The 12262-nt window shown below is 74.3% G+C and carries 11 protein-coding genes; 5 read left to right on the top strand and 6 right to left on the bottom strand.

Going from position 1 to position 12262, the window contains the following annotated elements; all coding sequences use genetic code 11:
- Window positions 1-237 precede the first annotated feature (237 nt).
- Window positions 238-1653, top strand: coding sequence for a family 2B encapsulin nanocompartment shell protein (locus ACFZB3_RS28590; protein ID WP_391380084.1), 1416 nt, complete (start codon window positions 238-240; stop codon window positions 1651-1653).
- A 144-nt stretch (window positions 1654-1797) separates the two neighbouring features.
- Here ACFZB3_RS28590 and ACFZB3_RS28595 read toward each other — a convergent pair whose 3' ends face one another.
- Window positions 1798-2343: an isochorismatase family protein gene (locus ACFZB3_RS28595; RefSeq protein ID WP_391380086.1), complete on the bottom strand. Its 546-nt coding sequence runs from the start codon at window positions 2341-2343 to the stop codon at window positions 1798-1800.
- Window positions 2340-3815 (bottom strand): cytosine permease, encoded by a 1476-nt coding sequence (locus ACFZB3_RS28600; protein WP_391380088.1) that lies wholly within the window; start codon window positions 3813-3815, stop codon window positions 2340-2342. The genes ACFZB3_RS28595 and ACFZB3_RS28600 overlap by 4 nt, the downstream gene beginning before the upstream one ends.
- 207 nt (window positions 3816-4022) lie before the next feature.
- Between ACFZB3_RS28600 and ACFZB3_RS28605 the strand changes: the two genes are divergently transcribed.
- Both ACFZB3_RS28605 and ACFZB3_RS28610 read left to right on the top strand, forming a co-directional pair.
- Window positions 4023-4982 (top strand): adenylyl-sulfate kinase, encoded by a 960-nt coding sequence (locus tag ACFZB3_RS28605; protein ID WP_391380090.1) that lies wholly within the window; start codon window positions 4023-4025, stop codon window positions 4980-4982.
- 82 nt (window positions 4983-5064) lie between these two features.
- Window positions 5065-5457: an SCO5389 family protein gene (locus tag ACFZB3_RS28610; RefSeq protein WP_391380092.1), complete on the top strand. Its 393-nt coding sequence runs from the start codon at window positions 5065-5067 to the stop codon at window positions 5455-5457.
- Between the two features lie 298 nt (window positions 5458-5755).
- Here the strand turns inward: ACFZB3_RS28610 and ACFZB3_RS28615 are convergent, their stop codons facing one another.
- From ACFZB3_RS28615 to ACFZB3_RS28630, 4 genes are all read right to left on the bottom strand, one after another.
- Entirely contained in the window at window positions 5756-6724 is a 969-nt protein-coding gene (locus ACFZB3_RS28615) for a pyridoxal-phosphate dependent enzyme (protein ID WP_391380094.1), read from the bottom strand.
- Between the two features lie 135 nt (window positions 6725-6859).
- Window positions 6860-8209 (bottom strand): VWA-like domain-containing protein, encoded by a 1350-nt coding sequence (locus tag ACFZB3_RS28620; protein WP_391380097.1) that lies wholly within the window; start codon window positions 8207-8209, stop codon window positions 6860-6862.
- A complete protein-coding gene (locus ACFZB3_RS28625) occupies window positions 8206-9423 on the bottom strand; it encodes an AAA family ATPase (protein ID WP_391380101.1) in 1218 nt (405 codons plus the stop codon). The genes ACFZB3_RS28620 and ACFZB3_RS28625 overlap by 4 nt, the downstream gene beginning before the upstream one ends.
- Window positions 9424-9464: 41 nt before the next feature.
- A complete protein-coding gene (locus ACFZB3_RS28630) occupies window positions 9465-10904 on the bottom strand; it encodes a hypothetical protein (protein ID WP_391380103.1) in 1440 nt (479 codons plus the stop codon).
- A gap of 210 nt (window positions 10905-11114) precedes the next feature.
- On the opposite strand from ACFZB3_RS28630, the gene ACFZB3_RS28635 reads away from it, so the two are divergent.
- Together ACFZB3_RS28635 and ACFZB3_RS28640 are read left to right on the top strand one after the other, a co-directional pair.
- On the top strand, window positions 11115-11621 hold the full coding sequence (locus ACFZB3_RS28635) for a SigE family RNA polymerase sigma factor (RefSeq protein ID WP_391380105.1): 507 nt from the start codon (window positions 11115-11117) through the stop codon (window positions 11619-11621).
- Between the two features lie 10 nt (window positions 11622-11631).
- Window positions 11632-12189, top strand: coding sequence for a hypothetical protein (locus tag ACFZB3_RS28640; protein ID WP_391380107.1), 558 nt, complete (start codon window positions 11632-11634; stop codon window positions 12187-12189).
- The last annotated feature ends 73 nt before the right edge of the window (window positions 12190-12262 follow it).

The following is a 12262-nucleotide window of genomic DNA, read 5'->3' on the forward strand; positions in this document are numbered from 1 at the left end:
GTCGGGGCCGGGGCATGCGCCGGGACCGGCAGGACCTTCGCCCGGACCGGCAGGGCCTTCGGCGAGGGGTGGTGCGGGGCGGAGTGAGGGGTGGTGCGGAGGCAGTTCCCGGCGGCACGTGCCTCGCGCTCCGTCCCCCGGCATCACTCGTGGCGCGGGCACCGGGGTAGGGGTAGCCGCGGAAGGTGACGGTACGTGTCCGAACCGTCACCCTTGCGACACGAGAGAAGGAATGCGATGTCGGTCGAGACCGGTACGACGCCCGCGGCGGACGCCGAGGAGCGGGAGCAGCAGAGCCTCGGTACCGCCGCGGCACGGAATCTCACCACGACGACCAAGTCCGCACCCCAGATGCAGGAGATCAGCTCACGGTGGCTGACGCGGACGCTGCCGTGGGTGGACGTGCCCGGCGGCACCTACCGCGTCAACCGCAGACTGTCGTACCGGGTCGGCGACGGCCGGGTGACCTTCGTGCAGACCGGTGCGCAGGTCGCGGTGATCCCCGCCGAGCTGGGCGAACTGCCGTTGCTGCGCGGCTTCGAGGACGGCACCGCGCTGCAGGCGCTGGCGGCCCGGTTCGAGCAGCGGGAGTACGAGCCCGGGCAGGTGATCGCGGCGGCGGGCCGCCCGGCCGACCATGTCTATCTGATCGCGCACGGCAAGGTGGAGCAGGTCGGGGCGGGTCCCTACGGCGACGAGGCGGTCGTCGGTCTGCTCGCGGACGGCGACACCTTCGGCGGCCATGTGCTCGCCGGACTCGACGGCGGCTGGGAGTTCACGGCCCGCGCGGCGACGGCCACCACCGTGCTGGCGTTGCCGCACACGGCGTACCAGGAGGTGGCGGGCCGCCACGCCGACCTGCGGGCGCACGTGGAACTGGCGGGGCTGGACGGGCACCGGGAGACGAACACCTTCGGCGAGGCGGAGATCGCGCTCAGCGCGGGCCATGCCGGCGAGCCGGACATCCCGCACACCTTCGTGGACTACGAGCCGGCGCCCCGCGAGTACGAACTGAGCGTCGCCCAGACCGTGTTGCGCGTGCACACCCGGGTGGCCGACCTCTACAGCCGGCCGATGGACCAGACCGAGCACCAGCTGAGGCTCACCGTGCAGGTGTTGCGGGAGCGCCAGGAGCACGAGCTGGTCAACAACCGGGACTTCGGCCTGCTGCACAACGCCGACCACGGGCAGCGGATCTCCACGCACTCGGGTCCGCCCACCCCGGACGACCTCGACGAGCTGCTCGCCATGCGGCGCGACACCACGCACCTGTTCGCCCATCCCCGGGCGATCGCCGCGTTCGGCCGGGAGTGCAACAGGCGCGGCCTGTACTTCGGGAGCGTCGAGCTCGGCGGCCACCATCTCCCGGCCTGGCGGGGCGTGCCACTGCTGCCCTGCGGGAAGATCCCGGTCACCGCGGCCCGCACCTCGTCCATCATCGCGCTGCGGGCCGGTGAGCAGAACCAGGGCGTGATCGGCCTCCTCCAGACGGGCCTGCCGGACGAGAAGGAGCCGGGCCTGAACGTCCGTTTCATGGGGATCAACGAACAGGCGGTCGCCTCCTACCTGGTCAGCGCCTACTACTCGGCCGCCGTCCTGGTCCCGGACGCCCTCGGCGTCCTGGAGAACGTGGAGGTGTCCCGCCGGGACTAGGCGCTCCGCTGGGGGCCGCGTCGTCGGTCGTCTGGGGCGCGGTCGTGGCTGGTCGCGCAGTTCCTCCCCCAGCCTTCGGCCGGGGGTACCCCCAGCGCCCCTTACGGGGCGCTGCAGCCGCACGGTTGACTTCATTCGGCGTGCTCAGCTCAGCAGTTCGGCCGTCGTCGTCACCCGGATCAGTGGCCGGTACAGGTCCAGCAGGTGCAGCGCCTTCGCGTGCGAGTCGTCGTCCGCGCCCGCGCACGCGTCGGCGACGACCAGGACCTCGATGCCGGCGTCGGCCGCCGGGAGGGCGGTGGACAGGACGCAGCAGTCGGTGCTGACGCCGGCCAGGACCAGGCGGCCGTGCTGGGCGGCCAGGGCGGCGACTTCGGGGGTCCACTTGCCGAACGTCGGGGAGTCCAGGACGACTTCGGCCTGCTGTGCGAAGTCGTCGGTCAGGCGCCAGAGTTCGGCGTCCGGGGGCTGGAGGGCGAAGGGCCAGCTGTCGTAGTAGGCCCGCCAGGCTCCGGTGGGGTGGGCGGGGGCGACGAAGCGGGTGAAGACGGTGCGGCTCGCGAACGCCGGGAGCAGGCGTCGTACGCCCGCGGCCGCCTCGGTGTAGCGCGGGGCGGCCCAGGGGCTTACGGGGTCGGCGAACACGTGCTGCATGTCGATGACGGCCAGGAGACCGGGAGGGACCTTCATGCGGTCGTCGCCGGGGCGGTGGCCGGGAGGCTCTCCTGGGTCCGGACCCGGGCGCGGCCGAGGGCCAGGGTGCCGAGGAAGCCGAGTGCCAGGGCGGCCAGGACGCCGAGGTTGGCGTACGCCCAGGCGCCGGACCTGCCGCCGAGGCCGAACGGGTCCAGGAGGTAGCCCTGCCAGGTCAGCCAGCTCGCCGCGGTGTTGGTGACCAGGCCCCAGCCGAGGGCGGTGGCGGCCAGGGTGAGGAGGAGGGGCAGGAGGGGGACGTCGCCGTAGCGGCCGGCGGGGCGGTAGAGGTCGGTCTCGTCGTAGTCGCGGCGGCGCAGCGCCAGGTCGGCGAGCATGATCCCGCACCAGGCGGCGATCGGCACGCCGAGGGTGGTGAGGAAGCCCATGAACTGGCCGAGGAAGTCGTCGGCGAAGAAGACGATGTAGACCGCGCCGGCGATCATCAGGACGCCGTCGACCAGGGCGGCGAGGTAGCGGGGCACGGGCAGTCCGGCGGAGAGGAGGGCCAGCCCGGAGGAGTAGATGTCCAGGACCGCGCCGCCGACCAGGCCGAGGACGGCGACGACGGCGAAGGGGACCAGGAACCAGGTGGGGAGGATGGTCGTCAGCGCGCCGATGGGGTCGGCCGCGATCGCCTTGTTCAGGGTCGTGGAGGAGCCCGCGAGCAGCAGGCCGAAGACCAGCAGGAGGAGCGGGGCGACGGAGCTGCCGAAGGCGGTCCAGCCGATCACGCCCCGGCTGGAGGAGGCGCGCGGCAGGTAACGGGAGTAGTCGGCGGCCGCGTTGACCCAGCCGAGGCCGAAGCCGGTCATCATGAACACCAGCGCGCCGATGAACTCCTGGGCGGAGCCGGAGGGGATCGCGCGCACCGTCGCCCAGTGGATGTGGTCGGCGACGAGGACGACGTAGACGACGGTGAGGACGGCGGTCACCACCGTGATCACGGTCTGCAGCCGCATGATCAGGTCGAAGCCCGCCACACCGCCGGCCACGGTCAGCGCGCAGACCACGATCAGCGCGACCACCTCGGTCCCGGTGCCGCCGCCCCAGCCGAGCCGGGTGAAGACGGTCGCGGTGGCCATGGTGGCGAGGGCGATCAGGACGGTCTCCCAGCCGACGGTGAGCACCCAGGAGACCACCGAGGGCAGCCGGTTGCCGCGGACGCCGTACGCGGCCCGGCTGAGCACCATGGTGGGTGCCGACCCCCGCTTCCCGGCGACCGCGACGAAGCCGCAGAGCAGGAAGGAGGCGAGGATGCCGAGGACGCCCGCGGCGAGCGCCTGCCAGAAGGAGATGCCGAAGCCGAGCGCGAAGGCGCCGTAGCTCAGCCCGAGGACGGAGACGTTCGCGCCGAACCAGGGCCAGAACAGGGTGCGCGGGGTGCCCTTGCGGTCGGCGTCGCCGATCACGTCGAGCCCGTGCGTCTCGACCTGGAGCTGTCTGCCGGGTTCCCGTGCGTCCGCCATCGTCGGCCCATCTGTCCAGGTGTGTTGGCTGGAGGCTAGGTCGGCCCGGTCAGAGGGGTCAAGGACGAATGATCGGACGCGATCAGGGCGGCGGGCCCGGTCCGGGGCCGCAACCCGATGGGGGCAACCGGATTTGACACTGCAGGCAGCCCCCCGACAACCTTTGCTCATGACATCCATTTTCAAAAGCGAGGGTGGCTGCTAGCGATGCGTGTGGCTTTCGTCGGCAAGGGCGGCAGCGGCAAGACGACGCTGTCGGCCCTCTTCACCCGTCACCTGGCACGGTCCGGCGCGCCGGTCGTCGCGATCGACGGTGACATCAACCAGCACCTGGCCCACGCCCTCGGCCTCGACGAGGACGAACTCTTCGCGGCGCCGCCGCTGAGCGCGCGGACCGGCGAGATCAAGGACTACCTGCGCGGCACCAACCCGCGCATCACGTCCCGGGAGGCCATGGTCAAGACGACCCCGGCGGGGCGCGGCTCGCGGCTGCTGCGGCTGCTCGGCGACGACGAGGTGCACTCCCGGCACGTCCAGGAGGTCGGCGGGGTACCGCTGATGGTCACCGGGGCCTTCGCCGGGAGCGACCTCGGGGTGGCCTGCTACCACTCCAAGCTCGGCGCGGTGGAGCTGTACCTCAACCATCTGGTGGACGGCCCCGGCGAGTACCTGGTCGTCGACATGACGGCGGGCGCCGACGCCTTCGCCTCCGGTCTGTTCACCCGTTTCGACATGACCTTCCTGGTGGTCGAGCCGACCCGCAAGAGCCTGTCCGTCCACCGCCAGTACCGCGACCACGCGGCCGAGTTCGGCATCCCGGTCGCCGTGGTCGGCAACAAGGTCACCGGCGCGGACGACCTCGCCTTCCTGCGCGAACAGGTGGGCGACGACCTGGTGGCCCACTGCGAGCTGTCGCCGTACGTCCGCGCCCAGGAGCAGGGGCGGGGCAGCGGTGCGCTGGAACCGCACAACTCCCTTGCGCTGGACCGGCTGCGGGCCGCCGTGGACGCGCGGGGCAAGGACTGGGAGTCCTTCCAGCGGCACGCCGTGGAGTTCCATCTGCGCAATGCCGCCGCCTGGGCCGACGCGGCGACGGGCCAGGATCTGGCCGCCCAGGTCGACCCGGACTTCCGGCACGGGCCGGCGGCGCTGCCCGCCTTCGCCTGAGACCCCGATTCCCCCTGATTCACCCTGATTCCCCCCGATTTCCCTTTTCCGCAACCGCTTCGAAAGAACAGGACACCGTCACATGTCGCTCGACGTCTCCCCGCAGCTGCTCGCCGAAGCCGAGAACGGCGCCGTGCGGGAGGAGGACTTCGTGGAAACCGTCCGCACCTCGCTGCCGTACGCGTACGACCTCGTCGCCCGGCTGACCGCCGAACTGCGCGGCGGCAGCGCCGAGTTCGCCGACAACCAGACCCCGCCTGCCTCGGAGAGGGAGCGCGGGCAGCTGTTGCGGGCGCTGTCCTCCGACGCGATCCGCGGCAGCCTGGAACGGCACTTCGGGGTCGCCCTCGCCTTCCAGAACTGCCACCGGGTCGCGGTGTTCCCGCCGGGGGCACGGGGCGGCGAGACGCACGCCCGCTTCACCTCGACGCGCGCGCAGATCCTCAACCAGTCGCCGGAGTTCCGCGACTGCTGAGTTCCCGCTCCGGGCAGCAGGCCGCGGCCCGTCCGGCGCGGTAGTCCGGCGCCCGGCTACGGCGTGTGCCGGTGGGCCGACGCGTTCTCCCGGGCCATGCGGCGCAGCGCCGTCAGCGCGGGCTCCAGGAGGACGGTCGGCAGCAGGGCGCGTGCGGCGGCCTCCAACGGGTCGCCGATGCCGTCGAGTTGCCCATCGGCCGGGCAGCTGCCCGGCGCCGGCTCGCCGAGCAGGAGGACGCCGGCTCCTGACCCCCGGTCTCCGCCCGCGTCGGCCGCGGCCTCCGCCTCTTTCCCGGTCAGGCGGCGATGATCTCCGCGAAGCGCTCCGCGCCCACGTTGCCCCCGGACAGGACGACCCCGATCCGGCGCGGCAGCGGCGCCACCCGGTGGGCGAGCAGCGCGGCCAGACCGCTGGCGCCGCTCGGCTCCAGGACGGTCTTCAGCCGCTCGAAGGCGAACCGCATCGCATCCCGGATCTGGTCGTCGGAGACCAGCGAGATGTCGTCCACCAGGCGCTGGTTGAGGGAGAAGGTCAGCTCGCCGGGGATGTCCGCGGCCTGGCCGTCGGCGATGGTCCGGGGCACCGGGATCGACACCCGGTGCCCGGCCGCCAGGGAGCGCCTGGTGTCGTCGCCCGCCTCCGGTTCCACGCCGACGACCCGGATCCCGGGCAGCAGTCCCTTGGCCGCGGTGGCGCTGCCCGCGATCAGCCCGCCGCCCCCGACGGGCACCACCAGCGCGTCCAGCTCGCCTACTTCCTCGATGAGTTCGAGTGCGGCCGTGCCCTGCCCCGCGATGACGTGCGGGTGCTCGTACGGCGGGATGAGGGCGAGCCCGCGTTCGGCGGCCAGGGCCTCGCCGATGGCGACCCGGTCACCGGTGTAGCGGTCGTACGTCACGATCTCCGCGTCGTATCCGGCGGTCGCCGCCAGCTTGGCGCGCGGGGTGTCCTCGGGCATCACGATGACGGCGGTGGTGCCGAGTTCGCGGGCGGCGAGGGCGACGGCCTGGGCGTGGTTGCCCGAGGAGTAGGCGGCGATGCCCTGGGCGAGCTGCGCGGCGGACAGCCGGGACGCGGCGTTGTAGGCGCCCCGGAACTTGAAGGCGCCGATGCGCTGGAGGTTCTCGCACTTCAGGAAGACCTCGGCACCGACCAGTGCGTCCAGGGTGCGCGAGCGCAGCACGGGGGTGCGGTGCGCCACTCCCTTGATCCGCGCTGCCGCGTCGTGCACGTCCTGGAGAGTGACGGGCGGGGTGTCGGGCATGTTCGTCCTCCGTTCTGGGCGCCGCCGGGCGCCGGATGGGTGTCGACCACATGAAACTATCGTCCGGTCCGCGCCCCGCACCGGCCGACCACCTGTCCGGACCGGGCCGGACCGGGTCGGGTCGGGTCGGCCGCGCTAGCCGATCTCCACGACCCGCGCCCAGGCGGGCGGTGCGTCCGGTACGTAGTCGGGGTCGTCCTCCTCCCACGACGCGTCGCTGTACTGCCGGGGGAACAGGCCCACCACCGTCCGGCAGGCCGGCTGTGCCTGCGGCCAGGGTGTCTGCCCGTCGGTGAGGGCCACCACGACGTCCGGGGCCGGCCGCGCCCGCAGCGCCCTGGCGAAGCCCGCGCGCAGGTCCGTACCACCGCCGCCGACGAGCGCGATGCCCTCCGCGCGGCACAGCGGCTGCACGGTCCGGGCGGCCGCGTCGCAGGACAGCACGGAGACCAGGTCGCGGCGGCCGCCGACGGCGCGGGCGATCGCGGCCACCTCCAGCAGGGCACTGCCCAGTTCGGCGTCGCTGACCGAGCCGGAGGTGTCGATGACGACCGAGACCCGGGGCGGGCGGCGGCGCAGGCTGGGCAGGACGACACCGGGCAGGCAGGCCGAGCGGCGCGACGGGCGGCCGTAGCTGTAGTCGTCGCCGGCGCCCGCGGCCGAGGCCGCCGAGCGGACCGCCGCACCCAGCAGCTCCCGCCAGGGCTGCGGCGGATGGAAGGCGTCCTCGGCCCAGCGCCGCCAGCCGTCCGGGGTGCTGCCCGGGCGGCCGGTGATGGCCTGCGCCACCCGGAACCTGACCCCGTCCCGCTCCTGCTCGCTGAGGCCGTGCGCGCCGTCCGGCCCCAGGTCCCACTCCCGGTCCCGGCCGTCGGCCCCGCTGCCGCAGTCCAGCCAGGTGAGATCCTGCGTCAGCGGTCCGAGCCGGAACTGGCGCAGGTAGTCCTCCATCAGCTGGCCCTCGGGCAGTCGCAGCATGTACGGCCGGACGGCGCCCCGGGGCTGCGCCAGCCCGTCGCCGTACGCGTCGTCGTTGATCTCCAGGTCCGCCGCGATGTTCATCCGCAGCCGCTCACCGGCCCCGGCCAGCCCGCGTTCCCGCGCGACCCGGTCGCTGCGCGTGTGGTGGTCGCGCAGCAGGTGCGACACCTCGTGCACCCACACCCCGGCCAGGTCCTCCTCCGGCATCCGGTCCACGAACGCGGGCGAGACGTAGCACCGCCAGTGCTTGTCTACGGCCATGGTCGGCACCCGCCGGTCCGCCACGACGTGCAGGGCGAACAGGGCCGTGGCGAGGTAGGGCCGGGCCCGGGCGGCCTGGAGCCGGGCGGCGTAGAGCTTGTCCAGGTCCAGTGCCCCGGCCGGTACGGCGCCGGATCCGGCGCCCGGCTCGGCGCCCGGCTCGGTTCCGGGCTCGGTTCCCGGCTCAGCGCCCGGCTCGGTTCCGGGCTCGGTTCCGGGCTCGGCGCCCGGCTCGTCGTTCATCGGCCGGCCTTCGCGGCGACGCGTCCGGCGGCCCGGTCGGCGCGGCGGGACACGGCCACCACTCCCGCGAGCCGTTCGACGGCCGCCGGGACGTCCCAGTCGTCCCGGCGCAGTGAGGCCAGCGTGGTGGCGGGGACGACGACGAGGTCGGGGGCTCCGGTCTCCAGGGCCCGCACCAGCAGGGCCCAGGCCGCGTCCCAGCGGGTCCGGTCGGGCCGTTCGCGGACCGCGGCAACCACGCCGTCGAGCACGGCCTGGCGCAGATCGCCGCGCTCGGGAAGGTCCGCCGCGTCCGGGTCGGCGAGCAGCGTCTCGGGATCCGGGAGTTCCATCCGGTCGACGCTCGCCAGCAGTTCGAGTCCCGGGCCGTCCCCGACCGTTCCCCTGACCAGGAGGGAGAGCACGTCCCGGGAGGAGCCGGACGCGTGCGCGAAGGCGACCAGGCGCAGGGTCATGTCCCAGCTCCGGGGCGACGGCCAGGCGCCGCCCCGCCGTATCTCGCCGTTCGGCAGCCGGTGGACGAGCGTGGGGCGGGTGGCGAGCAGGCCGCACACCGCGCGGCGCGCGAAGTCCACGGCGGCGGGCAGCCGGTCGGGGTCGAGCCGGGGCAGGACGGCCCGGGGCCAGGTACCGCCGAGACCACGGACGACGACCTCGTGGTCGTGGGCCCACTGGAGGTGCACGAACCGGTTGGCGAGCGGCGGGCTCAGCTCCCAGCCGTCGGCGGCCGAGGACCGCGGGTTGGCGGCGGCGACGATCCGAACGCCGGGCGGGAGCCGGAGCGCGCCCACCCGGCGTTCGAGGACCAGCCGGAGCAGGGCGGCCTGCACGGCCGGGGGTGCGGTGGACAGTTCGTCGAGGAACAGCAGGCCCCGGCCGGCCTGCACCAGCCGTACCGCCCAGTCCGGCGGGGCCATCGGGACGCCCTGGACGGCGGGGTCGTCTCCCACGACGGGCAGACCGGAGAAGTCGGACGGCTCGTGGACGCTGGCGATCACCGTGGTCAGCGGCAGGTCGAGCGCTTCGGCCAGCCGGTTCAGGGCTGCGGTCTTGCCGATGCCGGGCTCGCCCCACAGGAGGACGGGCAGGTCGGCGGCGACGGCGAGGGTGAGCGCCGCCAGCTGTGTGTCGGGCCGGGGTTCGGTGGTGGAGTCGCCGAGCAGGGCCGACAGGGCGTCCGCGACGGCGAGTTGGTCGGGGGCAGCATTGGTCATGAGTGATCACCTGGGGGTGTGAGAGGGCAAGGGGGTGGGTTTCAGCGCCGGTTGGCGGAGCGCGGGCCCAGGCGCGGGTCGCGGACGGAGCGGCGTCGCCGCGCGCGGACGGGCCCGCTGCGGGATCCGGCGAGGCCCGCCCGGTAGAGGCCGTACGCGATCCGGCGGTGCGCGGCCGCCGCCAGTTCGTCCTTCAACGGCCCGTCGCGCAGCACGGCTTCGGGCCCCAGCAGTCCTTCGACGACGGCCAGCGCGCCGGCGATGTCCCCGTGGTCGAGGCGCTCACGGACGCCGGTGAGGCAGTCGGGGCGGCGGTGCGCCTCGTCGATGACCCGCAGACAGGGCAGCGGCGGACCGCCGAGCGCCACCAGGAGTTCCTCGCGCCGCAGTTCGTCCGGGGAGTGGTCCAGTGCGGACAGCACCCCGTCGACCAGGCCGATCCGGTGCGGGGCGCCCCGGCACTCCACGAGTCCCGGCTGCCGGGCCGGGTCGGGATACGGGTCCCGGGCGGCCGGGGCGTGCCCGGGGACGAGCGCCGCGGCGACCAGCGGATGCAGCCGGCCGGCGTCGACCAGCCCGGCGCGCAGCAGTTCCAGATCGGGAAGGATCCAGGTCGCCGCGTCGGGCAGGACGGGTCGCACGCCGGTACCCGCCTCCCGGGCGGTGGTGGCCCGGACCGCGGTGTCCGGTGCGGTGGTGTCCGGTGCGGTGGTGTCCCGCGCGGTGGTCACGGTCCCGTCGGCCGCCAGGTGCAACGCGAGCCGCAGCCGGCCGCCCAGGCGTACGACGACGGTGCCGCTGTCCCGCCCCTCGGCGCCCAGCACGATCCGCGCCTCGTCCGCCCAGCGGTCCGTGGCGCACAACGCCTGCTCGCCGAACGGGAGTCGGCCGCCGAACGGGAGCCGTTCACCGCCCTGGGTCCGGTCGGGGTCCGGGGTCCGGTCGGCACCCGACCGGGCCCGCAGCTCGCCCGCGGCGTCCGCGTCCCACAGATGGCGGTGCAGGTCGAAGCGGAACCGCCGGCTGGGGCGCGGATGCGGATGCCCCCGGGCGGCCGGCTCGCTCGGTGTGCCGTCCCACAGCGCGAGGCTGATCCGCTGCCCGGCGTCCGCCCAGGCGGGCGGCGTCCGGACCACGAGGCACAGGGAGCCTTCCCCGGTGTCGTAGCGGGCAAGCGGCATGGTCAGTCCCGGCCGCAGCAACCCGTCGGGCGCGATCCTCGGCAGATGCCAGCGCAGCAGGTCGGGGGCGAGCCGGCGCAGGTCGGCGCGGATCCGTACCTGGGCGTCCCGGCCCCACGCGCGGGCGATGCGGCGCAGGTCGAGGTCGACGTCGAAACCGGCGGCCGCGCAGGCCCCCGCCCAGTCCCCGGCGGTGCGGCGGGCGGTAGCGGTCTCGATCATGGTGGGCGGCACGGCGTACTCGCGCACGCGCCGCCACAGCGAAAGGCGGGTGTCCCCGTCCGTGAGGTGAGTGGCCATCAGCACTCACCTGACGTGGACGGGACCCCCAATCTGACAGCAGAGTGAGTGGTCATCGCGGGGAGCATACGACGGCCTCGCCCTGGTCTGCCAGGCAATTACGGCCCCGGTCCGCACGTGACGGGGATCACCCCGGCCGAGTGCAGCGTTCTGCCGCCCCCAGGGCCTTTTCCCAGGTGTAGGCAGCCGGGGAGAGCGGGGACCGTGGGAATGGAGCAGGCTCGGGCCGGTGAGTACGACGAGTTCGTGGCGGCCCGCTGGTCGGGGCTGTGCCATCTGGCCCGTCTGCTCACCGGTGGCGATCGGCATCGGGCCGAGGATCTGTTGCAGGAGTCCTTGGTCCGGCTGTGGTTCGTCTGGCCGAAGGTCGCCGACGAGGCGCCGGAGGCGTACGTCCGGAAGATCCTGGCGCGTGCCGCGGCCCGCTCCGCGCGGCGCCGGTGGTGGGGCGAGCGCCCCGTGGAGGAACTGCCCGAGGTCGCGGCGGCCGGCGACATGTCGGCGGTCGTCGCCGAGCGTTCCCGGCTGGAGTCGGCGCTGGCGCTGCTGACCCCGCGTCAGCGGGCCGCGGTCGTGCTGCGGTACTACCAGGATCTGCCCGACCGGCAGGTAGCCGAGGTGCTGGGCTGCCCGGTGGGCACCGCCCGGTCGCACGCCGCGCGCGGGGTGGCCCGGCTGCGGGAGCTGCTGGCGGACGCGATCGAGCCGGTGGGGTGAGGGAGAGGCCATGGATCACTTCGAGCGGCAGTTGACGCAGTTGATGCACGACGACCGGGACACCGTGCCCTTCGAGCCCCGGCACCGGGACCGGCTGCGGGCCGGGGTGCTGGCGCGGCGGCGGGTCCGGGCGGCCCAGCGGGCGGCCGGCGGTGTCCTCACGGCCGCGGGGCTCGCCCTGGGCCTGTTCCTGTGGCCCCACTCCGGCGTCCGTGTGGAGCCGAGCGCGCCGCACCCCTGGCCCGCGACCAGCCCGGCCGATGGTCCGGCACCGACGCCGAGCCTCTCGCCCAGTGCGCCGGCCTCCGCTGCCACGACCTCGGCGCCCCCGCCCGGGGGCACGGCCACGCCCGAGGACACCCCGTCGGCGACGAGCGGGCATACCGCCTCGTCCTCACCGACCCCGAACTCGACCTCGACCTCGACCTCGACCTCGACGGAGACCTCCACCCCGGACGCGGGCACGACCCGGAGCGCCACGGCGGGCTCGTCCGGGGGCTCCACCGCCACCGCGTTCCCGCCGTCGGCACCCGCGACCGGGGGCTCCGACCCGTCGAACGGCTCGTAGGCCGGGCCCGGTTCGGTCCGACAGCGACCGCTCAGCCGCCCGCTACCGGACGGCACCCCTGTCCCCCGTCACC

Source organism: Streptomyces sp. NPDC008092 (assembly GCF_042957285.1).
Taxonomy (GTDB): Bacteria; Actinomycetota; Actinomycetes; order Streptomycetales; family Streptomycetaceae; genus Streptomyces.

Excerpts from the sequence above, each read along its gene's own strand:
- ACFZB3_RS28590 (WP_391380084.1), top strand. The coding sequence starts at position 238 with ATGTCGGTCGAGACCGGTACGACGCCCGCGGCGGACGCCGAGGAGCGG.
- ACFZB3_RS28595 (WP_391380086.1), bottom strand. The coding sequence starts at position 2,343 with ATGAAGGTCCCTCCCGGTCTCCTGGCCGTCATCGACATGCAGCACGTG.
- ACFZB3_RS28600 (WP_391380088.1), bottom strand. The coding sequence starts at position 3,815 with ATGGCGGACGCACGGGAACCCGGCAGACAGCTCCAGGTCGAGACGCAC.
- ACFZB3_RS28605 (WP_391380090.1), top strand. The coding sequence starts at position 4,023 with ATGCGTGTGGCTTTCGTCGGCAAGGGCGGCAGCGGCAAGACGACGCTG.
- ACFZB3_RS28610 (WP_391380092.1), top strand. The coding sequence starts at position 5,065 with ATGTCGCTCGACGTCTCCCCGCAGCTGCTCGCCGAAGCCGAGAACGGC.
- ACFZB3_RS28615 (WP_391380094.1), bottom strand. The coding sequence starts at position 6,724 with ATGCCCGACACCCCGCCCGTCACTCTCCAGGACGTGCACGACGCGGCA.
- ACFZB3_RS28620 (WP_391380097.1), bottom strand. The coding sequence starts at position 8,209 with ATGAACGACGAGCCGGGCGCCGAGCCCGGAACCGAGCCCGGAACCGAG.
- ACFZB3_RS28625 (WP_391380101.1), bottom strand. The coding sequence starts at position 9,423 with ATGACCAATGCTGCCCCCGACCAACTCGCCGTCGCGGACGCCCTGTCG.
- ACFZB3_RS28630 (WP_391380103.1), bottom strand. The coding sequence starts at position 10,904 with ATGGCCACTCACCTCACGGACGGGGACACCCGCCTTTCGCTGTGGCGG.
- ACFZB3_RS28635 (WP_391380105.1), top strand. The coding sequence starts at position 11,115 with ATGGAGCAGGCTCGGGCCGGTGAGTACGACGAGTTCGTGGCGGCCCGC.
- ACFZB3_RS28640 (WP_391380107.1), top strand. The coding sequence starts at position 11,632 with ATGGATCACTTCGAGCGGCAGTTGACGCAGTTGATGCACGACGACCGG.